This window comes from Rhodobacter sp. P2_H5, from assembly GCF_056403335.1.
On sequence record NZ_JBFUFS010000001.1, the window covers coordinates 30,697 to 55,515 of the forward strand.

General features: G+C 62.6%; 19 protein-coding genes and 1 pseudogene. 10 read left to right on the forward strand and 10 right to left on the reverse strand.

Features of this window, described 5'->3' with window-relative positions:
- Positions 1 to 8: 8 nt before the first annotated feature.
- The 7 genes and pseudogenes from addA to regB form a co-directional block, all read right to left on the reverse strand.
- Complete coding sequence (addA, locus tag AC1DVR_RS00175; RefSeq protein ID WP_477998490.1) at positions 9 to 3,329, reverse strand: double-strand break repair helicase AddA; 3,321 nt, start codon at positions 3,327 to 3,329, stop codon at positions 9 to 11.
- Positions 3,316 to 6,249, reverse strand: a complete 2,934-nt coding sequence (gene addB, locus AC1DVR_RS00180) for a double-strand break repair protein AddB (RefSeq protein ID WP_477998491.1) — start codon at positions 6,247 to 6,249, stop codon at positions 3,316 to 3,318. Before addB ends, addA begins: the two co-directional genes overlap by 14 nt.
- On the reverse strand, positions 6,242 to 6,928 hold the full coding sequence (locus tag AC1DVR_RS00185) for a nucleotidyltransferase family protein (RefSeq protein ID WP_477998492.1): 687 nt from the start codon (positions 6,926 to 6,928) through the stop codon (positions 6,242 to 6,244). The genes addB and AC1DVR_RS00185 overlap by 8 nt, the downstream gene beginning before the upstream one ends.
- Positions 6,910 to 7,917, reverse strand: coding sequence for an aminoglycoside phosphotransferase family protein (locus AC1DVR_RS00190; protein ID WP_477998872.1), 1,008 nt, complete (start codon positions 7,915 to 7,917; stop codon positions 6,910 to 6,912). The genes AC1DVR_RS00185 and AC1DVR_RS00190 overlap by 19 nt, the downstream gene beginning before the upstream one ends.
- Positions 7,906 to 8,373 (reverse strand): annotated as a pseudogene (gene tsaE, locus AC1DVR_RS00195) (tRNA (adenosine(37)-N6)-threonylcarbamoyltransferase complex ATPase subunit type 1 TsaE); the annotation flags it as partial. The pseudogene tsaE and the gene AC1DVR_RS00190, both read right to left, overlap by 12 nt.
- Positions 8,374 to 8,415: 42 nt before the next feature.
- On the reverse strand, positions 8,416 to 9,996 hold the full coding sequence (locus AC1DVR_RS00200) for a PAS-domain containing protein (protein ID WP_477998493.1): 1,581 nt from the start codon (positions 9,994 to 9,996) through the stop codon (positions 8,416 to 8,418).
- An 86-nt stretch (positions 9,997 to 10,082) separates the two neighbouring features.
- Positions 10,083 to 11,462 carry a sensor histidine kinase RegB gene (gene regB / locus AC1DVR_RS00205; RefSeq protein WP_477998494.1) on the reverse strand — a complete coding sequence of 460 codons (1,380 nt, stop codon included), beginning with the start codon at positions 11,460 to 11,462 and terminating at the stop codon, positions 10,083 to 10,085.
- Positions 11,463 to 11,547: 85 nt separating this feature from the next.
- On the opposite strand from regB, the gene AC1DVR_RS00210 reads away from it, so the two are divergent.
- The 3 genes from AC1DVR_RS00210 (at position 11,548) to AC1DVR_RS00220 (ending at position 13,132) form a co-directional block, all read left to right on the forward strand.
- Positions 11,548 to 12,159, forward strand: coding sequence for an SCO family protein (locus tag AC1DVR_RS00210; protein ID WP_477998495.1), 612 nt, complete (start codon positions 11,548 to 11,550; stop codon positions 12,157 to 12,159).
- 37 nt (positions 12,160 to 12,196) lie between these two features.
- Positions 12,197 to 12,751 carry an ActR/PrrA/RegA family redox response regulator transcription factor gene (locus AC1DVR_RS00215; RefSeq protein ID WP_477998496.1) on the forward strand — a complete coding sequence of 185 codons (555 nt, stop codon included), beginning with the start codon at positions 12,197 to 12,199 and terminating at the stop codon, positions 12,749 to 12,751.
- A gap of 69 nt (positions 12,752 to 12,820) precedes the next feature.
- On the forward strand, positions 12,821 to 13,132 hold the full coding sequence (locus AC1DVR_RS00220) for an H-NS histone family protein (RefSeq protein ID WP_477998497.1): 312 nt from the start codon (positions 12,821 to 12,823) through the stop codon (positions 13,130 to 13,132).
- A 33-nt stretch (positions 13,133 to 13,165) separates the two neighbouring features.
- On the opposite strand, the gene AC1DVR_RS00225 is transcribed toward AC1DVR_RS00220, so the two are convergent.
- Positions 13,166 to 14,041, reverse strand: coding sequence for a LysR family transcriptional regulator (locus tag AC1DVR_RS00225; RefSeq protein WP_477998498.1), 876 nt, complete (start codon positions 14,039 to 14,041; stop codon positions 13,166 to 13,168).
- Positions 14,042 to 14,227: 186 nt separating this feature from the next.
- Positions 14,228 to 14,818: an HD domain-containing protein gene (locus AC1DVR_RS00230; RefSeq protein ID WP_477998499.1), complete on the reverse strand. Its 591-nt coding sequence runs from the start codon at positions 14,816 to 14,818 to the stop codon at positions 14,228 to 14,230.
- 75 nt (positions 14,819 to 14,893) lie between these two features.
- Here AC1DVR_RS00230 and ahcY point away from each other — a divergent pair, with 75 nt between their 5' ends.
- From ahcY to AC1DVR_RS00255, 5 genes are all read left to right on the forward strand, one after another.
- Positions 14,894 to 16,294 carry an adenosylhomocysteinase gene (gene ahcY / locus AC1DVR_RS00235; RefSeq protein ID WP_477998500.1) on the forward strand — a complete coding sequence of 467 codons (1,401 nt, stop codon included), beginning with the start codon at positions 14,894 to 14,896 and terminating at the stop codon, positions 16,292 to 16,294.
- Between the two features lie 186 nt (positions 16,295 to 16,480).
- Positions 16,481 to 16,822, forward strand: a complete 342-nt coding sequence (locus AC1DVR_RS00240) for a DUF2853 family protein (RefSeq protein ID WP_477998501.1) — start codon at positions 16,481 to 16,483, stop codon at positions 16,820 to 16,822.
- Between the two features lie 98 nt (positions 16,823 to 16,920).
- A complete protein-coding gene (locus AC1DVR_RS00245) occupies positions 16,921 to 18,141 on the forward strand; it encodes an MFS transporter (protein ID WP_477998502.1) in 1,221 nt (406 codons plus the stop codon).
- Positions 18,142 to 18,459: 318 nt separating this feature from the next.
- Positions 18,460 to 18,921: a hypothetical protein gene (locus AC1DVR_RS00250; protein ID WP_477998503.1), complete on the forward strand. Its 462-nt coding sequence runs from the start codon at positions 18,460 to 18,462 to the stop codon at positions 18,919 to 18,921.
- A 136-nt stretch (positions 18,922 to 19,057) separates the two neighbouring features.
- Positions 19,058 to 19,453: an acyl-CoA thioesterase gene (locus AC1DVR_RS00255; protein ID WP_477998504.1), complete on the forward strand. Its 396-nt coding sequence runs from the start codon at positions 19,058 to 19,060 to the stop codon at positions 19,451 to 19,453.
- A 1,186-nt stretch (positions 19,454 to 20,639) separates the two neighbouring features.
- On the opposite strand, the gene AC1DVR_RS00260 is transcribed toward AC1DVR_RS00255, so the two are convergent.
- The gene (locus AC1DVR_RS00260) at positions 20,640 to 20,951 is read right to left on the reverse strand and encodes a hypothetical protein (RefSeq protein WP_477998505.1); all 312 of its coding nucleotides are present in this window, start codon (positions 20,949 to 20,951) and stop codon (positions 20,640 to 20,642) included.
- A gap of 382 nt (positions 20,952 to 21,333) precedes the next feature.
- Here AC1DVR_RS00260 and AC1DVR_RS00265 point away from each other — a divergent pair, with 382 nt between their 5' ends.
- Together AC1DVR_RS00265 and AC1DVR_RS00270 are read left to right on the forward strand one after the other, a co-directional pair.
- A complete protein-coding gene (locus tag AC1DVR_RS00265) occupies positions 21,334 to 22,380 on the forward strand; it encodes a hypothetical protein (protein ID WP_477998506.1) in 1,047 nt (348 codons plus the stop codon).
- Positions 22,373 to 23,698 carry a hypothetical protein gene (locus tag AC1DVR_RS00270; RefSeq protein WP_477998507.1) on the forward strand — a complete coding sequence of 442 codons (1,326 nt, stop codon included), beginning with the start codon at positions 22,373 to 22,375 and terminating at the stop codon, positions 23,696 to 23,698. Before AC1DVR_RS00265 ends, AC1DVR_RS00270 begins: the two co-directional genes overlap by 8 nt.
- Positions 23,699 to 24,819 lie beyond the last annotated feature (1,121 nt).

Here is a 24,819-nt window from a genome sequence, read left to right on the forward strand (position 1 = left end):
CTCAGAACCTAGGTGTGCTGCACCGCCGCGTCAAGGGTCGCAGCCCCAAGTATCGTGGCCCGCCCCAGTGCCGCCCGCAGCATATCGGGGTCCAGCGACATCAGCTGCCCGGTCTGCGTCCACAGGATGCTGAGGCGGATGGCGCGGTCGGGATAAAGGCTTTCCAGCATATGCAGATAGGCCCCCATCTGCCGCAAAATGCCCTCCGGCACGGCAGAGGCACTGGCGGGCACGCTGCGATTGCTTTTGAAATCCACGGCGTGGACCAGGGTTGGCGTCAGGATCAGCCGGTCAATCGTGCCCAGGAGCCTTTGCGCGCCCCAGGGCGCCGTCAAGCCCACCTCGGCCAGACTGTCCACGCCAAACAGCGGGCTGAGCGTGGGGTCCTGCAACAGCCCCGTCACCTGCGCCAGAAGAACGGGCGCCAGATCGCCCACCAGATGAGCTGCCACCATCTCCCAATCCTGCGGCGGATGGTCGGGCAGGTGCTGCAGCAGCAGGTGGAGCGCCGTGCCCTGCGCCTTGGCCACTTCGGTCTCCTCGCCGAACCCCGGTAAAGCCTTGGCCCCGCCAAGGTCCGAGGGCGATAGCGACTGCGCCGCCTTGGCCGGGCGTTCGGTCTGCAGGAACATCCAGTCCTCGGGCGCTTCGACGACCTCGGCCTTCGGCGCGCTTGTCGCAGCCACCTCGGGCCAGATGCCGGAAGCGTGGCGCAGGCCTTGCGGCGTGGTCTCCGTCGCAAGACGCGCCATGCCGTCTGACACGATCTTGTGCCAGGTGCCCGGCTTGGTCGATTTGCCCGCCCCCGCAACGATCAGCCAGCAGCGCGCCCGGGTGAGGGCGACGTACAGAAGCCGCAGGTTCTCCTCCGCCTCGCGGGCCTGTTTCTGCTGGCGCAGAGCCACAATCTGCGGCGGGCTGTCGTCAGCCGGGGTCTTCCACAGGATGTTGCCTTGGGCGTCTTCATAAAGCGTATCGCGCTCGCGCGGGTTGCGGTCGGCGGTGTCGGGCAGGATGACAATCTCGGCCTCCAACCCTTTCGAGCCGTGGACCGTCATCACCCGGATCCGCTCCCCTGCGCCATCGGCCTGGCGCTTGACCTGCACCGAATCCGCCTCCAGCCAGGACAGGAACCCGGTCAGGCTGGGCACAGCGCCGCGTTCATAGGCCAGCGCCTGATTGAGAAGCTCATCAATCGCATCCTCCGCCTCGGCCCCCAGCCGGGCGATCAGGCGGCGGCGGCCATCGTGGCGGACCAGAACCCTTTCGAGCAGGTCAAAGGGGCGCAGGAAGTCGACCTGATCGCGCAGGTCCTTCAGCAGGGCGACGGCGGGGCTTTCCTCTTGCCGCAGCTTCTCCCACAGGTAACCGGTCCTGCCATGGGCCAGGTCGTAAAGTGCTGCCTCCGAGAGACCGATGAGGGGAGAACGCAGGACAGCGGCCAGCGAAAGGTCATCCTCAGGCGTCGCGAGGAAGGAGAGGAGGGCGACCAGATCCTTGACCGCCATCTCCTCGCCCAGTTTCAGCCGGTCGGCCCCTGCGATGGGCAGGCCCCGGCGTTTGCAGGCGCCGATGATCTCGTCAAACAGGGTGCCGCGCGTCTGCACCAGGATCAGGAAATCCCCGGCATGCACGGCGCGCGGGCCGTGGCGCGTGGTGATCTGGGTGCCGCTGGCCAAAAGCGTCTCTATTTCGGCAGAAATCCGGTCCGCCAGCTGCGCCACCGGATGGGTTTCGCGGATCAGATCGACGGGGTCTTCGAAGTTGATGTCTTCCTTCTCCTCCTCGGCCTGAATCAGCGGCCAGAGGTCGACCCGCCCCGGCAGATCGGGAAAACAGGCGCGGTGCTGGACGGTATCACCCAAAGCGGCATCCGACAGCCCGCCCAAAGCCGCATCCACCAGATTGAGGATCGCGGGCGAGGAGCGGAAGGAATACTCCAGCGGTAGGGTCTGAAAGCGCTGGCGGGCGGCCTGAAACTTGCCCTGGAAGCTGCGCTGCTTTTCATCAAAGGCCGCGACATCGGCGCCCTGGAAAGAGTAGATCGACTGCTTCTTGTCGCCCACCACGAACAAGGTGCGACCGCCGGGCCTTGTGCCTTCGCCAGCGGTGAATTCGGCGGTCAGATCCTCGATCACCTGCCATTGCGCGGGGGAGGTGTCCTGCGCTTCGTCGACCAGAACATGGTCGATCCCGCCATCAAGACGGAACAGAACCCAGGCCGCAACCGAGCGGTCCGAAAGCAGGTGCCGCGCCCGGGAGATCAAATCGTCAAAGTCGAGCACCCCCAGCGCCGCCTTGCGCGCCGCATAGCGCGGCAGAAAGGCGCGGGCGAAACCGTGGATCGCTTCGGTCTTCTGCACCGCCTGCAAGACCTGCCGGCGCCGTTTGGCACCCTCGACACGGCCCATCAGATTTTCCAGCCGGGGCATCAGCGCGGGGATCTTCTTGCGGGTGTCGGCGGTGGGAAAAGCGCCGATCTTGGCCTGCCCGGCCTTCTGCCCGGAGCCGTAAAGAAAGACGCCCTCCAGCCGCTCCAGCGTGCCAAGGCTGGGGGAGGCGAGGTCCGTCGCCGCCAGCTTTTCCCTCGCCTTGTTGTCATTCGCACCGCCCGTGGCCAGTGCGGGCAGCAGGGTCTGGATGATATCCGCCTCGTCGCCAAGAAAGACATCGGCGAGAAGTTTTGCCTCGCTCTCCCCCGCGGGCATCTCGAAAAGTGCGGGAACAGAGCCTGAAAAGCCGTCCGGATAGCCCGCGACTTCCTCCATCAAAGTGGTGAAGTCTTCGCCGCCGAACACCATCGCGGCGGCGCGCAGGGCCTCGGGCGCCAGCGTGTCGGCCAGTTCTTCCAGTAGGTCCTGCCGCAGCAGGCGGGCGGCGCGGTCGTCCAGCTCGACAAAGTTGGGCGAGACTCCAGCCTCCAGCGGAAAACGGCGCAGCAGGCTGGCGCAGAAGCTGTGGATGGTCTGGATCCGCAAACCGCCCGGCGTCTCGATCGCGCGGGCAAACAGGCGGCGGGCGCGGGCAAGGTGGGCAGCGTCCAGCACCGCTGTCTCGCCCAGTTCAGCCAAAGCGACCATCAGCGCCGGTTCCGGCATCATCGCCCATTCGCCCAGACGCTGGAACAGGCGGTTCTGCATCTCGGTCGCGGCGGCCTTGGTGTAGGTCAGGCAGAGGATGCGCTGCGGTTCGACATCGGCGAGCAACAGCCGCGCCACGCGGTCGGTCAGCACCCGCGTCTTGCCAGAGCCAGCATTGGCCGAAAGCCAGGTCGAGGCCTCGGGGTCGGCGGCGGCGATCTGGGCGGTGATCGCCTCACGCGGGGTCATCTGGGCCTACTGTGATCGGGGTGGCGTTTTCGGTCATGTCCCATTCGCCAAAGCGGGCGAGGTGGTCATAATCGCCGGGATAGCGGGTTTCAAACACCGCGCGGCGCGAGGTGTAGCCGGTGCTGCGCTGGCCATAGCGCTTGATCAGGGTCACAAAGCGGTCCCAGATCGCGGTGATTTCTTCGGGGGAAAGCGGCGTCTCCTCGACCTTTTCCGAGGCGCCGAGGCCGATGTAGCTGATCAGCGCCACCTCCATCGGATGCGGGGTGAAGCCGCCCCGTTCGGCCATGGCGGCGGCGAGGTGCAGTTGCAGTTCAAACACGGTCTGCTGCGCCTTGGAGGGCGGGGTGCCGGTCTTGTAGTCGATCAGATGCAGCCGCCCGTCGGGCAGAAGGTCGATCCGGTCGGGCGTGCCATAGAGCGTGAAATCAGTGCCCTCGACCTTGGTGCGGCCCTTGGTTTCAATTTGCAGGGTCTGCCCGCCAAGCTTCTGATCCTGATGCAGGAAATGCCCCGCCGCGCGCTCCAACCTGGCGAGCCAGAGCATCCGGGCGGAAGGGAAGGGCGTCTCTGCCGCCAGAACCTCGGCCCCGATGGCCAGAAGCCGGGCGCGGGCCTCGTCCTGGGTTTCCGCCGCGGGCCGCTCGCCCACGAAACGTTCGAGGATCAGGTGCAGCGCTGTGCCCCGGTCGCGCGGGTCGGGCTCGGCGCGCAAAGGGTCGAGCGGGCGCAGGCGCAGGATATATTGCGCGTAAATCGCGTAAGGGTCGCGGATCAGCGTGCGGATCCTTGTCAGCGACAGCTCCTTCGGCCGCGCGCCGAGCGGAGGGCGCGGTTGCGGGCGTTTTGCCGGGGCAAGGCTGGCGTCCATGACCGCCACGGGCTGTTCCAGCGCAGCACAACGGTCGAGCCAGACCTGCCCCCGCGCCTCCATCGCCTTCTGGGCCAGATCGCCCCGCCTGGTGCCCAGCCCGCTCATCAGGTTGCCCAGCCGGTTGAGCCAGCGTGAGGGGACCGTCTCCGCCTCGGCATCGCGCAGGGCGCGCGACAGGATGACGAGGGGCGCGGACACCGCCTGCTGATAGTCATGTGCCGAAAGGCCGATCTGCCGTTCGGGCAATAACAGAGCCGCATCCTTGCGCATCTTGCGGTTCAGCCAGGGGTCGGGATCGGTCGCGGCGGGCCAGGTGCCTTCGTTCAAACCGGCGAGGATGACGAGATCCGCCTCGATCTCGCGCGCCTCACGCGGGCCATGGAAACTGACCAGCGGGTGGCCGGTGACCGGGCTGCGCACCTCTTCCTTGGCGATCAGCCCGTCGAACAGCATCCGGTAATCGGCAGTGGACAAAGCCCCTTCATGGTCGCCGTCGCGGGCGAGCATCTCCATCAGCTTCCGGGCGGCAAGGCCGGGCTCCTTGTCCCACAAACCGCCGCTGCCCTCGGTCGCGGTGCCGCGGGCGAGGATTTCGGTCGCGGCACGGTGGCGGGCGATGTGATCGGCAAGCCGGGTGACCGGGGGCGCGGCGATCAGGCGTAGAACCTCGGCCATGGCCTGACCCCAGGGGGCGGCGGCGGGTTCCTTGCGGGCATTGGCCCAGTGGAGCAGCGCCTCGGCGGTCGGGAAGGCCGGGCCGTGGCGGCGCAGTTCCAGCTCCAGATCGCGGGTGAGGAGAAGATGCGTGCCCCGATCGCCGCCACTCGCCGCCAAAGGATGCTTCAGCAGGGTCATCAGCACATCGGCGGTCACCGGCGCCTCGAACGCGCGGGCAACGTGGCGCAACAGGCGTCCCGGCGCCGACAGGGCCAGCGGCATCCCGGCGGAATCGTCGGGCAGGATCGCCCAGCGGTCCAGTTGCGCCTCGACCCTGCGGGCCAGATTGCGGTCCGGGGTGACCAGCGCCGCCCTTTGCCCGCGCGAGACTGCACGGCGCAGGACCAGCGCCAGGGTCAGCGCCTCTTGCCGCGGGTTGGCGGCCTTGATCAGGGTCATGTGGCGGGTGGCCTCGACCAGATCGGGCAGGGCCTGACCCTCGACCAGCCATTGGTCGGTGACGGGGGCAGGGCGCAGCGACAGCGAGATCAGGCGGTTGCGGTCGGGGTCCACGGGCATCGCCGGATGCCAGGGGGCGATCTGCGCCGGCGTCAGGTCCAAAAGGTCCATCAGGCGGCGGTAGCGGTACTGCGGGTGGTCCTCGGCGCTCAGCGCGTCGTCCATCCGGGCCCAGACGGCATCGGGCATGTCGGTGTCATAGCCCGGCAGCACCAGCATGCCCTGCGGCAGCGCGGCCACCGCCCGCATCAGCACGGCCACCGGCCCGCGCGACCCGGTGGAGCCCGCGATGATCACCGGACCCTGCGGCGGCGCGGTCTTCCAAACCTCGGCCAGCCGTTCGGCGGCGATGCGGTGGCGGGCGGGGCCGTCCTGTGCCGCCATGATCGGGGCGATGATGCGCAGGAAGGCCTGCGTGCGCGCCCAGTGTTCCGAATGACCTGAGACGTCCAGCGTCGCGATCGTCTCGGCCGCGACACCTTCATCCTGCATCTCGTCCAGCAGCAATCCAAGGCTGCGGGCGAGGTCGAACAAGGCCGAGCGCGGGGCCAAGTCGGGTTGGGCCTGCAGCAGACTGTCGATCAGCCGCGCCAGATCCAGCTCGCGCCGCAGGGGGCTGGAGGGGGCGGGCAGGTCGGCGAGGATCGGGTGCTGCGCCAGTTCGGACAGAATGAACATCCGGGGCAGAAAGCTGGCGGCGCCTTCGAGAAAAACCTCGGTCACCCGGCGGCGCATCCGCTGGCTGTTGAGGTACAGCGTCACCCCGGCCATCGCCTCGGGTGGCTGGCCCTGCAGTCGCGCTTGCAGGCCAGATACCAGCGCCCTAGCGAAATCGACGCCGAGCGGGACGGAAAAGACCTTGTCAGCCATGCAGCATCGCCTCCGCCAGCGGGATCGACTCCGGCTGGCCCACGTCACACCAGCCGCCGTCATGCACCAGCCCGAAGGCGCGCCCCTCGGCGATCATCTGGTCCCAGAGGAGGTTGAGCGAGAAGGCTTCCGCCGCCACCGCCGCCAGCCTTTCGGTGCGCAGGATCTGCGCGCCAAGGTAGACAAGGCCCGTCGCGCCATTGGCCCGGGTCAGACGGCCGCCGGTATCCATCAGGAAATCGCCGCTGCCCTTGTGGCCCAGGGCGCGGCTCACCGGCGCCAGCAGCAACAGCGCATCCATCCGCGCGCCGTCCCAGGCCTTGGCCAGTTCGGACAGCGGGTTGGCCCCGGTCCAGATGGCATCGGTGTTTAGCGTCATCACCGGGCCCGCGCCCAGCTGCGGCAAGGCGGCGCGCAGGCCGCCTCCGGTCTCCAGGATCTGCTCGCGCTCCCAGGACAGGGTGATGTTCTGGCCCGCAAGATGGCGGGCGATCTGGTCGCCCAGGTAGTGCAGGTTGACCACGGTATGTGAGACTGTTTCGGCGGATCTGAGGTTCAGCGCGTGGTCGAGCAGCGGTTTTCCGGCCACCGGCACCAGGGGTTTCGGCCGGTCGCGGGTCAGGCTGCCCATCCTGGTGCCAAAGCCTGCGGCGAACAGCATCAGCGGGAAAGCCGGCATGTGGCCTCCAGCTTTTGCAGGTCGGGGGCGGGCAAGAGCCGGTCGCAGGTGGCGCGCAGATCCTGCAGGGCGGGATGGGCCAGATTGCGCTGCAACTGGGCCCAGACATGCGGGATCATCGGCAGGTAGCGGGTCTTGCCCTCGACCGCAGCCAGTCGGGCGAAGATACCCAGGATGCGCAGGGCCCGCTGGGCGCCAAGCGCGGCATAGGCGGTCTGAAAGCCGGCAAGGTTCGCGCCCGAGCCCTCAGCAAAACGGCGGATCATCATGGTCTCGATGTTTTGCGGCACGGCGCGGCGGGCGTCTTGCAGAAGGGAGACAAGGTCGTAACCCGGCTGACCCATCTGGCCGAGTTGGAAGTCCAGCAGGCCGACGCGGGCGATGCCTTCGCGTGCGGGCAGCCAAAGCAGGTTTTCCGCATGGTAGTCGCGCAGGATCAGGACGCGGGGTCCATCGGCATGGCGGGCCAGCGTTTCCGCCAGAACAGAGACGAAGTCTTCCCGCCCTTCGGCATCGCCCAGCAGCGCCTTGCGGTAGAAGTCGATGGCCATGGCGGCGGCTTCCGCCCAGGCGGCGGCGGTGAGAACGGGCAAGCCTGGCGGTGCGGGATGGGCCTGCAAGTGCAAGAGGACATCGGTGGCGGCCTCGTAAAGCGGCAGCTCCGCAGCGGGGGTTTCGGCGATCTGGCGGGGGTAAAGCGCATCGCCAAGATCCTCAAGCAGCAGGAAGCCGGTGGCTTCATCCTCGGCAAGGATGGCGGGGGCGGACAGGCCGAGTGCGCGCAGATGGCGGTCGATCCGGGCAAAGTCGGCGACGGAATCGGCCTGGCCGGGCGGGGCATCCATCAGGATGGCGCTGCCGTCCGGGCGGGTCAGACGCTCGTAGCGGCGGGCCGAGGCATCGCCAGCCAGCGGCAGGCGGGCGGCGTCGGACCAGCCGGCCTCCTGGATGAAATCGGCCAGTGCTGCGGCGCGCAGCGCAGCTTTCAGCGCCGTGGCAAAGCCCGCGCGATCCCCGGGGGACAGATGGGCGCGGCGGCCTTCGCCCAAAGGTTCCAGGCGCAGGCGCAGGGGGTTGGCGGGCAGATAGCTGCCCAGGCGGTCGGGCCATTCGATCATGCAGATCGCGGTGGGATAGGCCTCCTCCAGCCCAAGTTCCAGCACGTCGTCGGGATGGCTCAGCCGGTAAAGGTCGGCGTGCCAGATCTCCGGCGCTTCCGCCGTCGCGCCGGGATAGGTCTGCACGAGCGTGAAGGTGGGCGAGGGTACGTCCTCGGCCTCGCCCAGAAGGGCGCGGATGAAGGCGCGGGCCAGATGCGATTTCCCGGCCCCGATCGCGCCCTCCAGCAGCAGCGCATCGCCGGCCTGCAACAGGCTGGCTAGGGCGCGGCCCAGGCGGGTTGTGTCGGCTTCGGTGGCAAGGTCAAGGATCAGGTCGTCGGTCATCCGCCAAGCTTAGTCGACCTTGGCGGCAGAGGAAATCGCCCGTTACGCCCGCTTGAGGTTCACATCGCTGGCCAAGACCGGCTTCGGCCCGCTTCCGGCATCGCGCAGGCGAAACGCGGTCATGGTCGCCCCGCCGGACAGGGGCGCGAAGCGGCAGTCGATCAGGCGTCCGTCCAGCAGGCGCACTTCGGCCTTCCACTGGGCGCGGTCCTCGGGGTTGGAGGCGAATTCCTCCAGCTGGGACCAGACCGCGCTGGGCGAACACTGGTCGCGCCAATGGCCGGAGAGGGAGCGCAGGGTCGCCTCTGACAGGCAGGCCGCCGGATCCCCGCCCCAAAGCCGCGCATAGGCCGAGTTCGAGATTACCAGCTGCCCCGCCGGAGAGAAGACGGCAATCGCCTCGTCCACCTCGTCGATCACCGACTGGCTCAGCTCCAGATCGGCGCGGAACCGGCGGGTGCGCAGCATTTCGCCCGAGATATCCTCCAGCATCAGGGCCAGGGCGCCGTTCGGATGCGGCCGTCCGATGACACGGTAGGTCTGACCGCCCGGCAGGCTCCAGGTTTCCTCGTAAAGACCCGAGGCGGCGGCGCGCTCCATCTCCATCAGCTGGCGGCGCCAGTTGCGGTAATCCTTCGGCTCGGGGATCATGTTGCGGTCGCGCATCCCGTCCAGCACCGACAAGAGCGAGGGCCGCATCGAGAGGAAATCGGCCGGCAGCCCGGTCAGGTCCATCAGCGCGGGGTTGAACAGGACGAGCTGGCGCTGGTTGTCAAAGATCGCAAGCCCGACATGCAGATGGGCAAAGGTCTTGGTCAGCGTCAGCATGAAATCACGCAGCGCGGTTTCGGCGTGGACGGCGGCGTCGGCCGGGCTGGCGAAGATCAGGCGATCCTCGCCATCGACAAATCCGGTCAGTTCATACCACTGCGCCTTGACCTCGCGCGGGGAGAGTTTCTGGCGTTGGCCGGTGATGCCCTGCGCGCTGGCCTGGCGTTCGAACAGGCGGGGCAGCGGCCAGGTCAGGTCCTGCCCGGCGTCCAGCACCTCGGAGGCGCGCAGCATATAGGCGGCGTTGGCCCAGATGATGTCGCCGTTGCTGCGTTCGCGCCACATGAGCAGGGGCGCGCGGGCGATGGTGTCGCGCAGAAGGTCCAGTTCTTCCTGCATGGCGCGCTGCGCCATCAGGTCCTGCCCGGGGGTCCGGTCCTCGCGGCTGGGGTCGGCCAGAAGCACGCGCGTCAGGCCGCCCCGCTGTTCAGCCTGCAAAAGCAAGGGGTTGCCCCGCGCAGGAGCCGAAGCCAGCGTCAGCGCGCCTTCATAGGGCAGCTGCAAAAGCCGGGCCTCAAGCTCGGCGAAATGCGGGGCGAGGTAGATCATCAGCTTGGCCCAGGCCGACCCGCTGACCGGGCTGGCAGCCAGCAGCGCCCGGGCCGAGGGGGTGCTGTCAACCAGAATATCGCCATCGAACAGGAAGACCGTGGCCGAAGTATCCTCGGTAAAGATCGTGACCCGGGCAGCCCTGTGCCGTCGTTCACAATAGACTGTTGCCGCCAAAGCCAACCCGGCAGCTGACAGGGCGGTCAGCGCCAGCTCCACACTCGTTACCCAGTCCAGATCCATGATGCCATCCCCGACAATCCCGATCTGCAACCTAAGGCGGTGGCGGTTAACGAACGGTTAGGCTTTCGGGTAAGATTTGAGCGGACCTATGGAAGGTTGGGTTGGTTTTCGCCCGAAACGAGATTCTCCGGCGCGCGCAGGGCGGCTTCGGGCCAGACGACTTCGACCACCGCGCCGCCGCGTTGCGGGCGCTCGCTGGGTGCCAGAAAGGGGTCGGTGGCATTGGCAAAGGTCAAGGTGGCGCCCGAACGTTCCAGAAGCGTCTTGGCGATGAACAGGCCCAGACCCATGCCTTCATATTCCGGGCGCAGGCCCTCCTGCTGGGGTTCGCGGCGCAGGCGCACAAAGGGGTCGCCGATGCGGTGGATGAGATGGGGCGGGAAACCCGCGCCGTCATCGACAATCCGCACCCGGATCTCGCTGTTGCGCCATTCCAGATCGACCCAGACCGTCGAGGCCGCAAAATCCACCGCGTTCTGGATCAGGTTGCGCAGGCCGTGGATGATCTCGGGCCGGCGGAGAACGGCGGGTTGGAAGGGCGCGCTGTCATGGTCGGTGATCTCGACCGTCTTGCCACGGTTGAGATGCGGCTCCGCCGCCTCGCGCACCACGGTGATCAGGGGGGCCTGGCGCAAGAGAAGGTCATCCTTCCCGGCCCGCCCCATCGAGCGCAGGATATCGCGGCAGCGGTCGGTCTGGTCGCGGATCAGCTTGGCGTCGTCCTGCAGGCCGGGCTGACCCGCCAACTCGTCGAACAGTTCGGCGGCGACCATCTTGATCGTAGCGAGGGGAGTGCCAAGTTCATGCGCGGCGGCGGCCACCACGCCGCCCAGATCGGTCAGCTTCTGTTCGCGCGCCAGCGCCATCTGGGCCGCCAGCAAGGCATCCGACATCGCCCGCATTTCCACCGCGATGCGCCGGGAATAGGCGGCGAGGAATACAGTCCCGCTGACAATCGCCGCCCAGAACCCGATTTCCAGCTGCGTGGGCAGCATCAGCAGAGAGCCGTCCTTGAAATGCAGGGGCTTGTAGATGAAGCCGATCGCCGTCACGAGCTGGATCGACAGCCCACCCAGGAAGATCGTCGATTTCAGCTCCAGCGCCGAGGCGGAAATGGTGACGGGCACGATGACCAGAAGGGCGAAGGGGTTGTTGAGCCCGCCGGTCACGCCGACCAGAAAGACCATCTGCCCGAGGTCGAACAGCAGCATCAGCATGGCCTCGTGATCGGCGAGCCGCTTGTTGGCGGGAAAGACCAGGGTGATCCAGATGTTCAGCGCGACCGAGGCGCCGATGGCCACCGAACAGGGGCCGATCGGCAGGACGAGATCGAAGTACCAGGGCGCCACCACCAGAACCACCATCTGCCCGGCAATCGAGATCCAGCGCAGCATGGTGAGCGTGCGCAACCGCACCCAATCGCCATGGACATAGCGAAAGCCGGGATGCACATCTGTGTGACTCATGAAAATCGGCCCCTCGCCCCTTGCGTCACGCATTGTTATTGATGCGCAAAGGTCGGATCAATGCGCGACCGTGATGGAGGACCCGATGCTCAAGTTTTACGCCGCTGCCGGCGCTGTTGCCCTTTCCGCTTTGCTGGGTTGGCAGGGCTATCAGATCATGCGGGCCCAAAGCAGCGATGCCTTTGCCGAATGCCGCAGTGGCGCGGTGGCGGGCGGGCAGATTGGCGGGCCCTTCACGCTGAGCGACACGAAGGGGGCCGCGGTCACCGATCAGACCCTGCTCGCCAAACCGGCGCTGATCTATTTCGGCTATGCCTCCTGCCCGGATGTCTGCCCGATCGACAATGCGCGCAATGCCGAGGCGGCGGATCTTCTGGCCAAACAGGGGTTGGAGGTGACTCCGGTCTTTATTTCCGTCGATCCGGCCCGCGATACGCCGCAGGTCCTGGGCGATTACGTCAGCAATTTCGATCACCTTGTCGGTCTGACCGGCACCGAAGAGCAGATTGCTGCGGCGGCCAAGGCCTACAAGGTCTTTTACCAGCTGCCCGAAAAGCGTGACCCGGGCTATACGGTCGATCATACGACCATGACCTATCTGATGTTGCCCAAGACCGGATTTGCCGATTTCTTCCAGAGAGATGCGACACCCGAGCAAATTGCCGACAGGACTGCTTGTTTCCTGAAGGCAAGCTAGGTTACCCTGCACGGGCCGGTGGTCGGGGAGGACAGACGTGGCGGATGAAGCAATACCCGATCTCGGCCCGGACCGTTCGCTGCTTTTGGTCGATGACGACGAGGCCTTTGTAAAGCGACTGGCCCGGGCGATGGACAAGCGCGGCTTTCAAACTGAAACCGCGGAAAGTGTCGCCGCAGGCAAAGTGATCGCCCTGGCGCGCCCGCCGGCCTATGCCGTGGTCGATTTGCGCTTGGGCGATGGCAATGGGCTGGATGTGGTCGAAGCATTGCACCAGACCCGGCCGGACTGCCGGGTTGTGGTTCTGACCGGATATGGCGCGATTGCCACGGCAGTTGCGGCGGTCAAGATCGGGGCGATTGATTATCTCTCCAAGCCCGCTGATGCCAATGATGTGATGAATGCGCTTTTGGCCCGCAGCGAAATTCCTCCGCCGATGCCGGATCATCTGATGTCGGCAGATCGGGTGCGTTGGGAACATATCCAGCGCGTTTATGAAATGTGTGACCGCAATGTGTCGGAAACAGCGCGCAGGCTGTCGATGCACCGCCGCACGCTTCAGCGTATTCTTGCAAAACGCAGCCCCAAATAAAGCCTCGCGCTTGCGTTTCACGGCGATGCCTCCTAATAAATCCCTATCGGGACAAAAAGGACAGACGCTGTGGAAAACCTAAACAATTTGACGCTTAAAGAGTTGAAGGATCTGCAATCTCAAGTGGTCAAGGCTATTGCCACTTTTGAAGATCGCAAGAAGAAAGAAGCTCTTTCGGAACTCCAGGAATTCGCCCGCGCCAAAGGCTTTTCGCTGGAAGAGCTGACCGGCGCCACCGTCGTGCGCCGCCGCGCCCCGGCGAGCGCGAAATATGCCAATCCGGCCGATGCATCAGACACTTGGTCCGGCCGTGGCCGCAAGCCGCGCTGGTTCATCGATGCGCTGTCCTCGGGCAAGCATCCCGAAGACCTCGCCATCTGATTGCCTCGGTCGTTGAAAAGGGTTGCTGGCCGCCTAAAGGGCGGCCTTTAACCATTTGATGAAAACCTTGAGCTCTGCGCGTTTCGGACCGGGGCGGGTGACCATGTAATAGGCCAGGCTGTCATCCTTGACGCGCCCGACAATCTGCAGGGCGCCGGTTTCCACATCGTGCTCCACCAGGGCCTCGGCTTCGACATGCAGGCCATAGCCTTGCCGCGCTGCTGAAAGCGCAAGCTCTTCGGTTGGCATATAGGCTATATTCATGGCATCCGGTTTCAGGCCAAAGCCTTTGAGCCAGGTCAAAGCCTCGGGCCAGTCCTGTTCAATCACCCAGGGCATGGCGGACAGCTCCTCCGGAGAAAGATTGCTTTTGCCATTGAGCAATAGGGGCGCCGCCACGATGACATAATCGGCGGCGGTGAGGAATTCGACATCCAGCCCCGGCCATTTGCCATTGCCAAAGCGCAGCCCGATATCAATCCCCTCGCGGCGCAGATCCACCACGCGCTTTTCGGGGTTCAGCGAGATTTCAATTTCGGGATGCGCCTTCCAGAAAGCGCCAAGGCGCGGCATCAGCCATTGCGCCGCAAAGGCCGGCGTCAGGGTCACCCGCAGGGGGGCGCCGGGGCCCGCACCCTTCACCTCCTCCAGCGCCAGGGCGATGTTGCGAAAGCCGTCAGCAAGGGCCTGCGCCAGCCGCGTGCCCTCGGCCGTCAGGGCAAGGCCGCGCCCGGCGCGATAGATCAGCTCGCGGCCCAGATGATCCTCCAGCCCGCGGACCTGCTGGGCGATGGCGGCATGGGTCACGTTCAGCTCGCGCGCCGCCAGCGAAAAGCTTTGCAGCCGCGCCGCCGCCTCGAAGGCGCGCAGCGAGGTGAGGGAGGGGAAGCTGCGCCAGTCGATTGACATGATAGTCTATCTAACATCCCAAAAGTTTCTTTGACTCGGAAAACCGCCGATATCTCCCTATATACGGATTATCGAAACACTCAAATGGAGATAGATATGTTAACCCTGCTTGCAGACGCCCTGATGTTGGCGACCCGGATCGACCCGCTGCCTCGCCGCAAGGAAACCAAGCGTGGCCGCTAAGTCTCAGCCAAGCTGTTCCAACAAGGCCTTGTGCCGGGCAATATAGTCCGCCCGCACCACAGCGGGCGGACGCAGTCTTATTTCCAGACCCCTCAAGATCTGATCTGCCGGACGGCCAAAGAATTTGTCGGCCTCCCCTTCGGAAAACCCCGCAATCTGCACCGCTTCCAGCCAGGCCGAGACTTTGTCCGCCTGCTTGATCTCGCGTTTGATCGCCGCGGGCAAAGCGGCAGGCAGGCCAAAGCGGATGTGCACCGCCGCCGTCAGCCGCGCATCCAGCTCGCCATAGCTGGGCCCCACGGCGGCCTTCACCGGGCTGATCATGTCGCCAATCACATATTCCGGCGCGTCATGCAGAAGGGCCGCCAGCTGCCAGCGCGGATCGTCACCGCCGCGCCTGCGGTAGATCTCTTCGACCAGCAGCGAGTGCTCGGCCACCGAATAGGGCCAGTCGCCCCGCGTCTGGCCATTCCAGCGTGCGACGAAGGCCAGGCCATGCGCGATGTCCTCGACCTCTATATCGACGGCAGAGGGGTCCAAAAGGTCCAGCCTGCGCCCTGAAAGCATGCGTTGCCAGGCCCTGGGTTGCTTCATGTCTTTACCATCGGTTGTCGAATTGCCCTGTAGATGCTATCTGGCCGCCAACCACAGGATCAAGGAGTGCGCCGCATGGCCGCCGATTATATCGTCAAGGATATCGCTCTGGCCGACTTCGGCCGCAAGGAGCTGACCATCGCCGAAACCGAAATGCCCGGCCTGATGGCCTGCCGTGAGGAATTCGGCCCCTCGCAGCCGCTGAAAGGCGCGCGGATCGCCGGTTCGCTGCACATGACGATCCAGACCGGCGCCCTGATCGAGACGCTGAAGGCGCTGGGCGCCGATGTGCGCTGGGCCTCTTGCAACATCTTCTCGACGCAAGACCACGCGGCTGCGGCGATTGCAGCCTCGGGCACCCCGGTTTTCGCGATCAAGGGTGAAAGCCTGGAAGAATACTGGGATTACACCGACCGGATCTTCCAGTTCGGCGGCGTTGGCGGCACCTGCAACATGATCCTGGACGATGGCGGCGACGCAACGCTGTACATCCTTTTGGGCGCCCGTGTCGAAGCCGGTGAGACCGACCTGATCGCCGTCCCGACCTCGGACGAAGAGGTCTGCCTCTACAATCAGATCAAGAAGCGCCTTGCCGCCTCGCCCGGCTGGTTCACCAAGCAGCGCGGCGACATCCTGGGCGTGTCGGAAGAAACCACCACGGGCGTCCACCGTCTGTACGACCTGCACAAGAAGGGTCTCTTGCCCTTCCCGGCGATCAACGTGAACGACTCTGTCACCAAGTCGAAGTTCGACAACAAGTATGGCTGCAAGGAATCGCTGGTCGACGGCATACGCCGCGCCACCGACACGATGATGGCCGGCAAGGTCGCGGTCGTCTGCGGCTATGGCGACGTGGGCAAGGGCTCTGCCGCTTCGCTGCGCGGCGCTGGCGCCCGGGTGAAGGTTACCGAAGTCGACCCGATCTGCGCCCTGCAGGCCGCGATGGACGGCTATGAAGTGACGCTGCTTGAGGATGAGCTGGCCAACGCCGACATCTTCATCACCACCACCGGCAACAAGGACGTGATCCGCATCGAGCATATCCGCGAGATGAAGGACATGGCCATCGTCGGCAACATCGGCCACTTCGACAACGAGATTCAGGTGGCGGCGTTGCGCAACCACAAATGGACCAACATCAAGGAACAGGTCGACATGATCGAGATGCCCAACGGGCACCGGATCATCCTTCTGTCGGAAGGCCGTCTCTTGAACCTCGGCAATGCCACCGGCCACCCGTCCTTCGTGATGTCGGCCTCTTTCACCAACCAGGTTCTGGCCCAGCTGGAGCTGTTCACCAAGGGCGCCGAATATGCGCCGGGCGTCTATATCCTGCCGAAGGCGCTGGACGAAAAAGTCGCCCGCCTGCACCTTAAGAAGATCGGCGTGAAGCTGACCCAGCTGAAGCCGGAACAGGCTGCCTATATCGGCGTCAATGTCGAAGGCCCGTTCAAGAGCGAGCACTACCGCTACTAAGCGCAAGCTGCCCGCGCAGTCCTGCAAGGCCCGCCCTCACCGGCGGGCCTTTTGCCTGTGGCCTTCCCGCCGATCCGGACCCTGCGGCAAATATTCCCTTTGCGGCTTCGGGGGGCGGACCTAAGCTGTCATCCCATCCAGAGCCTGCGGGCGCTGGGGTATTTTGGCATGAAAAGGGAGAGTATCATGGGTAAGAGGGATGATTTGATTGCGAAATATGCCGAGGATCTGACGACCAAATGCAAGATGAATCCGGACCTCGCTCTTTTGACCAAGGTCACGATCGGCTGTGGCCCGGCCATTTACGATGCGGATTCGGCGACCGTTGCCGGCACCAATGCCGGCGAGCTTGAGACTGTCAAAAAGAACTTCCTGATCAAGAAGCTGGGCCTGTCCGACGGGCCTGCGCTGGACGAGGCGATTTCCGCCGTCCTCGACACCTACGGTCGCTCGGAGCGCAACAAGTACCGCGCCGTGGTCTATTACATGCTGACCAAGCATTTCGGCAAGGAAAGCGCTTTCGCCTGAACACTTTCTGATGAGGGAAGCTGCCGCGGAGACACCGGTGGAATTGCCATTCTCGGATCGGGCGGCCAATGTGCCGCTCGATCCTATCCGAGGCCGTCATGTCCGCCGAATCACCCGCCAAGTCGACCGCCCAAACCATTGCCGCGCCCAAGCCTGAATCCACGGTGCTGCCGGTGATCCTTGCGGTCGCGCTGGGCCATTTCCTCAACGATCTGATGCAGTCGCTGATCCCCGCGGCCTATCCGCTGCTCAAGGACAACCTGGCGCTGAGCTTCACCCAGATCGGGCTGATCACCTTCGTGTTTCAGGGCACCGCGTCGGTCCTGCAGCCCCTGATCGGATTTTACACCGACCGGCGGCCCATGCCCTATGCCATGGCTTTGGGCATGGCGTCGTCCGGCATCGGGCTGGTGATGCTGGCACGTTCGGAAAGCTTCCTGTTGGTGCTGCTCTCGGTGGCGCTGATCGGCTTTGGATCGGCAATCTTCCACCCGGAGGCCTCGCGCATCGTGCGTCTGGGTGCCGGAATGCGGCCGGGCTTTGCGCAATCGGTGTTTCAGGTTGGCGGCAATTCCGGCTCGGCGCTGGGCCCGCTGGCGGCCGCCTTCATCGTGTTGCAGCGCGGCCAGATCGCCATTGAATGGTTCGCGGTGGTCGCCCTGGCCGGGATGGGCCTGCTGTATCTGGTGGGCCGCTGGTACATCGCGGTCGGCGCCGCCCGCGCCCTCGCCCGCAAAAGTCGCGCCCGCAGCGCCGTGCCGGTGCCGCGCGCCGTGGTGCGGCTGGGGATGAGCGTTCTGATCGTGCTCATGGTGTCCAAGTTCATCTACAATGTTTCCTATTCCAGCTACTACACCTTCTACCTGATCGAGCGGTTTGGCCTGTCCAAGGCTGAGGCCAATCTGTGCCTGTTCATCTTCCTTGCCGCTGTGGCCGCCGGCACCATCATCGGCGGCCCGATCGGCGACCGGATCGGCCGTCGCCGGGTGATCATCCTGTCGATCCTTGGTATCCTGCCGCTGACCATCGTGCAGCCCTGGCTGCCGCTGGTGCCGAGCGTCATCTGTGCCGCTGCCGCCGGATTGGTTCTGGCATCGGCGTTTCCGGCGATGGTGGTCTATGCGCAGGATCTGATGCCGCAGCACACCGGGATGGTGGCGGGGCTGCTCTTCGGTCTGGCCTTCGGCATCGCCGCCTTCGGCGCCTCGGGCCTGGGCATCGTGGCTGACCATCTTGGCATCGTGATGGTCTACAAATTCTGCGCCTTCCTGCCGGCGCTGGGTCTGGTGGCATTCCTCCTCCCCGACCTGAGGGATTGAGGCCACCCGCGCCGGGCGATTAGCTCAAGTTTTCCACGCTTGGTCTTTGCCTGCGGGGCGGTTTTCCGCTACGTTTATGAGAAGGGCATCATGTCCTGGACCTTTTATCAAACACGTGCGGTGCTGGGTGCGCGTGGGGTGGATGAGGGGTCCCTAGGGGTGGGGGCCCCTCATTTTATTGCCCGCCATTCCTCCTAACATCGCCAACCGGAAAGACCCAAAGGGATGCCCTTGTGCTTGGGTCCTTCGCCCGGTCGTGCTAGGGACATCCCCGGATCGCTGGTTTCCTTTCCATCCCCGCTGGCGAGAAAGGACCCCATGTTCAGCAATTGGCAGCAAGAGAAGGCCAAGACCGCCCTCATCGATGAGGCGCAGGCTCTGGCCGACAAACTCGCGGCAGCGAAGCGCCATTTTGTGGACGAGCAGGCCGCCTCTGCGCGCTACTGGGTGGCGTTCTATCTTACCAAGGGTGTCAACCTTCACGAGATGGCCCAATGGCCGCCGGCGGAAGCTGTGCGTTTTGCCACTGCCGCGGCCAAAGAGGTGGCGGCGCTGCGCAAGAAGCGTGAATATGCCCGCAGCGATGGCTTGACGGTCTGGCTGCATACCGCCCGCGCCCTGACCGAGCCGCGCATCGCCCCCGCCGCGCGCGACATCTGGCGCCAATTGTCGGCGGCGGGACCCAATGCCGACAGCATGGCCTTGGAGCTTATGGAGGACGCAGGTCTGCCCCCAGGCCAGCACGGCGGCATTCCCGCCGGTTTTGACGACCCGGAATAGGCCGAGTGACCGAAACTGCGGCGCGCCTGGGCAATCTTCTCTCTGGCCGCACAAAGGCCGGAGCGAGGGCTTGATTTGCCCGCCATCCCGGGGGACAGGATGGCCGGGACCGAAAAAGCCAAAGGAGAGACCGCCGATGGGCCGCGAGGACAAGCCGCCGCTGGGCAACCCGACGATCCGCACCGTCGCCATGCCCGCCGACACCAACCCCGCCGGGGATATCTTTGGCGGCTGGCTGATGAGCCAGATGGACCTTGCCGCCGGCAACATCGCCGCCCTGACCTCGGGTGGCCGCAGTGCGACGATCGCGGTGGACGGCATGATCTTTCACCGCCCGGTCAAGGTGGGGGATGAGGTTTCGCTCTACGCCACTCTGGTCAAGGTCGGCCGCACCTCGATGACCATTCATGTCGATGCCTGGCGCCGCCCGCGGCAATTGCATGACAGCGAAAAGGTGACGGAAGCCAATTTCATCTTCGTGGCACTCGACGAACACGGCCAGCCGATTCCGGTCAAGGCCACATTGGACTGACGCGGAAAGATACCGGTGCGCCGGATTTCTCCAGGCGGTTTTGCGAAGGAAATGAAGGAACTGGTGCCCCAAGACGGACTCGAACCGCCGACCCATTGCTTACGAATTGTAAACTTGACCTCTTGGACAGGGTTGCCTTGGGTCGGCTCAAGCTAGCTAACACACTACAACGAAAGCGCTTTCTGAGCCAGTGGTGTTGGACGGGCTTCGATGCCATTTGCGGCGATTTGACCCCTCTCCCCTACTAACGCCCTACTAGCAAAACCGGGCGCAAAGCGGGCCGCTGTGGCAACTGCACCCCTGCACTACCCCCCCTCAACGGCTTTTCCGGCTTCCACCCCACGGCGCGCCCTCGGTCCACCCCCGTTGGCGAGCTAAGGGGAAGTCCCCGGAACCGAAAAGGCGATTTCGCTATCGCCGTTTTCCTGCCTGCCAGTTGTGACCACAGCGGAGGCAAGTCACCATGACTGCGTTGCTACCGATGAACCCTGCCAACAGACCAACTCCACCAGTGAGCACCCCACCGACCAATGCCTTTCCAACGCCAAAGCCTCGTTTATGATCTGTGATCGAGGTTGACGAACACTTGGGGCAGGTTATGCCGGTCGCTACCTGTCTTGGCACAACCTTCTGCGGCTTGCTTAGGTCAAGAATGCAGAGGTTCTCATATTTGGCGACCCACGCTTCAGCGTAGCCGCAATGAATGCACTTTCCGAACTGAAAGTCGTGCTGCATCCGGCCCTCTGACTCATCGCCGCAGTCAAGGTCGCGACCGCAAGACCTGCACGCCACGGCCTCGGCTTTGATGTCCTCGGCACAATGGGGGCAGCGTTTCATCCCCGCTGTCGTCGGTAAGGGCCGCGCGACCTGAGGCTTGGTCGAACTAGGCAGAACGGCATGGAGCGGAGCAGGCAAGGGCTTAGCGGATGGGAGAACCCGGTCGCAGGGTGCCTTCGCCGCAAGAATTGCTGCCTCACGCTTTCCGCAGTCCACACAAGCACCGAGCACCATGCGGTGTCTTTTGAGTGTTTCGGCATCTGCCCTTCTCGCTTCGGCGGTACTGCGCCCCATGTTGCTATCCTCCCTCGCACCTGCGCGTTCATTTGTGACTGATAGTCTACATTCTTGGCTGGACTGTGGCGATTTGACCAGCCGCACAACGAAATGAGACTCATAGTCTGTAGATTCATAGGCTGCGCCAGCCTTCACAACCTGCATGGACATCAGGTTGGTCGTTGGGGAAAATTTGCGGGCTGAACGGGAGCGCCTTGGCCTCTCGCAAGAGGAGCTTGCTTTTCGTGCCGACCTCCACCGCACCTATGTCAGCGGCGTTGAACGCGGCGTCCGCAACCCAACGGTTAAGATCGTTGCGCGGCTGGCCGAGGCCTTGGGCGTTGAACCTTGGTCGCTGTTGGTTCGAAAGCGATAGCTGCGACTCACTGGGGAACTTGAACCCAACGAAAGCATTGAACACCGAGCGAATATGCACGTTCTGCATGGTGCTCCTGGGCAGTGTAGTCTCATCAACTCTTCATCGGCGTTCGAAGCCGTGGCGTTTTTGGACCTTGCCCCCCCCCCATCGACAGCTTTTTGGGGCTTTCACTTGGCAGCGCCACCTCGGTCCACCCCCACTTGGCGAGCTGAAGGAGACTCCCCATCAGAAATCGAACAAGGAGTCAGACAGGCGCTCTTCCACGTTTGGGCAAGGACCGTCACCCTTGAGACGGAGAAAAGCGTATAGTAGCACCACATCTCGACCTATCGACACTATGACCGTCGCGACAAACACCGCAACAATTTCGGATGGTTAGGACGAAAGGCAATTGACTTGGTGTCTCGCCTACGGCTTTCTGCGGGTGCACATGACATGCGGGCAAACAATGGCTTACTCCGCTATTATTTCATTTCGAGACCAGGCGACTGGTAAGATAAACGATCTTCTCGGGGACGAAGGACTTATTTGTGGGCACACTCAGAATTTGTTGTCGTATCTATCAGGTGCGCTCTTAAGCTATAAAGAAGAAGGAGTGGAGCTAACGCCTACCGTACTACTCTGTGAATCTATTGGACGCTTCCTAACCAGATTTCCAGGTTCATCGTTTTATCAAATTGGCAGCGGGCCGCTGGAGGGCTCTCCCGGCAAGAGAATATTAAAAGAATGCGCGCCGCTATCTGGCGATAACTGGTTTGTTTATGTTGAAAGAATTACCGCGAAGACGATTCGCTTTGGCGTTTTTACGTATTCGATCAGCCCAACATCAGTCAATTTACTTGGCGGGCTTTCAATCACCAGCGATCAAATGGCGGTTTTGGCGAAGAAAGTTGGAGAAAATACAATAGAGCTTGTGGGCGGCAAAGGTTCCCGCTTGAAGTTGATGTTTTCGACCTCCCGAGACGCCCAAATAACGCAGCCTGACTTAAATCACTTCGGCGAGGCCTGCACCTCATCTCTACAAAACGAAGTATACCGAAATCAGTTTATTACCTACTTCATTCAGCTGTTAGATAAGGGGCTTTCTGCTTCTCATGGCACGATGTTGGCTTGCTCAAAAGATGAGACTTGTCTAAAGCTAACGGAATTAAAAGATGCCGTTGTTCTGAATCCACCATTGGACCTATTCGCACAATTTGAGCGATATCGTGCCGAGGGAAGTGCAGAGTCTCTCTTGAGCCTTCAACGTGCTGAGGAGTTACTAAACGGGTTTATGAGGTGTGACGGAATTGTCTTCTTTGATGAGACTGGTAGGGTGTTTGCGTATCGAGTTTTCTACAGGCCGAAGAAGTCTAGTCCAAATGCATCTATAATTGGTGGCGCGAGGCGACGTGCATTCGAAGGTGCCAAATCGCTCGTTCCAGAAAATCTCACGGCCATTCTATTCAGATCGCAAGACGGCGGAATGGAGCTGGAAAGGAAGATCGATGGCTAGCGATGAAATCGTTGTGTGGAAGAGCAACTCAGTTGCTAAAGTTCCCGACAATATGTCCGATCCAAAACAAATCGCGGCTTTCGCAACTCAACTTCGCCAGCGCGAGCGTACGCAGATCGCTACCAATTTTGAAGCTGAGAACTACGAGATTGCTGCATCCTTTACGTGGATGCGAGCGATGGCGCTGTTGAAAAACCAGCTTGGCCTCCTTGGAATGGAGTTTATTGGCGAGCTGCTCCAGCGACCGGATATCTCGGGCTCTTCCGATGTTCAGGTATCAGTTTCTGACGCCGAGGCCATTTCGCTCGCCAGAGATCTTGGTGTGTTAACTTCGACCCAAGCGCTTCGCTTCCTTCAGTCTCAGGCTGTTATATCCCACTTCTCCTCGTTGGATATCACCGCCGGTGATGAAGATGAGTATATGACTAGGGAAGAAGCTATAATTTGCCTGAGAGTTTGCGTCCAAGCGATCCTTGGCCAAGAAAGCGTAGCTGTTGCAGAGGATTTTAAGAAGTTCCGCGAGAAATTGTCGCAGGAGACTTTGACGGCCGACTCGGCAGAAATTGCAAAGCTTCGCGGATCGCCGTACTTTTTTCTCAGGACTGCAGTCAGCGTTCTGCTATCGACAGTTCGATCAGCCAAAGGCGCTCAACTTGAGCATGCGTCTCGCAATGCGATTTTGGTGGTCGTTACTTTCTGGACAAAACTGAAAGAGTCGGAACGCTGGCAGATCGGTCAGGCCTATGCGGCGGAATTTAACGAGGGAAATTCAGGATCAATTCGGTGCCTAAATGCCATCCTTACGGCTGTGCACGGCTTCGACTATGTTCCCGAGAGTCTTCGTTCTGGCACTTTCACGGAGGTGGCGGCTAAAGTAATTCGCGCCCATCAAGGGTCTAATAATTTCTACAATGAGCCAGCGCCAATGCGTGAGCTTGCGAGTCTCGGCACATCCATTCCTGGCCCTGCACTGAGTATTTGTTTTACTGCCATTCTCTGTGTTCGACTCGGAAACCTCTACGGAGTTTCATGGGCGGCCCAAGAAGCCGCCGATGAAATGATTTCGAGTATATCGATAGATCGTTGGATGTACTATGTCTCCGAGCGCCTGCTTAACGACCGTGTAATTCTTGCTGAGCTTACCAGCACGGGTCCGGCCCAGCGGTGGTGTGCCCTTATTAAGGAGATCGGGCTCGAGGTGCCTAAGAACGCGAGTAAGGGCCTCAAGGTATTCTTGGAGGCAAGCGTACGGAACGATTTTGCGTCGGTGCAGAAGTCCTGTCAGCACTTTCTGCGGGCGTCACTGGGGGCCAAGTGAAGATGGTTCCGCGCCAAATTTCATTTTGGTGCCTGCAATTCTTGGATGAAAGGGTGGCCTCCAATCGCGTTTACGGGTGATTGGTGGACAGGATACATGACTGGCGCTTAATTTGAGCTCAGCTTGTCAGTCGGTTTTATGTGGCGATGCCGACTAGGTTTTGTAGCTTGGAAATTGTAATAATTGCTCTTAAAAGTTCGTTGTAGCGATCAGTTCTGATGGGACAGTTGAAAATATTGACATATTCAATTTTTAGATAGGTACGAAATCAAGTGACGAAATTTCGTTCGCTTTTGCGGCCCTAGGCTTAAGGGCTCTTCACTCTTGCCGCAGGTTGTCGATCTAGCCATTGGCGTCCTGAGGGGAGTCCAATATAGTGGTTCCATTCGTCGCCTCTGCCAGATTGCAAACTTGGAGCATCGTGCGGTGCGCTGACCCGTATAATGGATTTGTGGCCAGCGGTGGCCGAACCAACAGGAACTATTGCCGTGGCTCACACTGTTTCGTCCAACCGAGGGCTATGGACTGTTACTTCGTATATTCACGGAGAGATCGCGCGCTTCCTGGGCGAGGAGGCGCGGCACGGGTCAATGGGCGCGATTATCCATATAGACATGGATTGTGAGGTAAACGGACGGGCCGCCCGGCAGGCCGAGATCGTACACGCGCAGTATCACGAAAGGGGGAAAGATTCTGTTCGGTATGTATAAAGGTAAGGCGGTTTACATTTACGGACGATCCCCGTTGGGGACTTTGTTTGAAACGGGACAGAGAGCGGGCACCGGAGGGGGATTTAATGATTTTGCGTCTGTTGGGCTGCATCCAACCAACCAACCGGCAGGACTAGAGGGCTCACCCTCGCAGATCATCGGATAGACCGCTGGCGATTCCGCCGCTCGCGTCCTGATCTGCTGTCCAACTTAAGCATCCTACTAATGCGCCCTTGGGATGGTGGGCAACTCAACGCGTCTGACGCTTGCCCACGCGCCCAAGAGGCTGCTCTTGCGAGCGACAAACCGGTCCGACCCTCCTGCTGTTTGTCCAACAAAGGATTGCACGTGCAATATGCCTTGAAGCACTTTAAGTGTTAATACCCCCGTCCAAACCTTCGCTCCCTTACG

What these genes read in the sequence shown, in the direction of transcription:
- AC1DVR_RS00230 (WP_477998499.1), bottom strand. Translation starts at nt 14,818, where the DNA reads ATGAAGCAACCCAGGGCCTGGCAACGCATGCTTTCAGGGCGCAGGCTG.
- AC1DVR_RS00185 (WP_477998492.1), bottom strand. Translation starts at nt 6,928, where the DNA reads ATGCCGGCTTTCCCGCTGATGCTGTTCGCCGCAGGCTTTGGCACCAGG.
- addA (WP_477998490.1), bottom strand. Translation starts at nt 3,329, where the DNA reads ATGACCCCGCGTGAGGCGATCACCGCCCAGATCGCCGCCGCCGACCCC.
- AC1DVR_RS00245 (WP_477998502.1), top strand. Translation starts at nt 16,921, where the DNA reads ATGTCCGCCGAATCACCCGCCAAGTCGACCGCCCAAACCATTGCCGCG.
- AC1DVR_RS00210 (WP_477998495.1), top strand. Translation starts at nt 11,548, where the DNA reads ATGCTCAAGTTTTACGCCGCTGCCGGCGCTGTTGCCCTTTCCGCTTTG.
- AC1DVR_RS00225 (WP_477998498.1), bottom strand. Translation starts at nt 14,041, where the DNA reads ATGTCAATCGACTGGCGCAGCTTCCCCTCCCTCACCTCGCTGCGCGCC.
- AC1DVR_RS00270 (WP_477998507.1), top strand. Translation starts at nt 22,373, where the DNA reads ATGGCTAGCGATGAAATCGTTGTGTGGAAGAGCAACTCAGTTGCTAAA.
- AC1DVR_RS00200 (WP_477998493.1), bottom strand. Translation starts at nt 9,996, where the DNA reads ATGGATCTGGACTGGGTAACGAGTGTGGAGCTGGCGCTGACCGCCCTG.
- AC1DVR_RS00260 (WP_477998505.1), bottom strand. Translation starts at nt 20,951, where the DNA reads ATGCAGAACGTGCATATTCGCTCGGTGTTCAATGCTTTCGTTGGGTTC.
- regB (WP_477998494.1), bottom strand. Translation starts at nt 11,462, where the DNA reads ATGAGTCACACAGATGTGCATCCCGGCTTTCGCTATGTCCATGGCGAT.
- AC1DVR_RS00240 (WP_477998501.1), top strand. Translation starts at nt 16,481, where the DNA reads ATGGGTAAGAGGGATGATTTGATTGCGAAATATGCCGAGGATCTGACG.
- AC1DVR_RS00255 (WP_477998504.1), top strand. Translation starts at nt 19,058, where the DNA reads ATGGGCCGCGAGGACAAGCCGCCGCTGGGCAACCCGACGATCCGCACC.
- AC1DVR_RS00265 (WP_477998506.1), top strand. Translation starts at nt 21,334, where the DNA reads ATGGCTTACTCCGCTATTATTTCATTTCGAGACCAGGCGACTGGTAAG.
- addB (WP_477998491.1), bottom strand. Translation starts at nt 6,249, where the DNA reads ATGGCTGACAAGGTCTTTTCCGTCCCGCTCGGCGTCGATTTCGCTAGG.
- ahcY (WP_477998500.1), top strand. Translation starts at nt 14,894, where the DNA reads ATGGCCGCCGATTATATCGTCAAGGATATCGCTCTGGCCGACTTCGGC.
- AC1DVR_RS00250 (WP_477998503.1), top strand. Translation starts at nt 18,460, where the DNA reads ATGTTCAGCAATTGGCAGCAAGAGAAGGCCAAGACCGCCCTCATCGAT.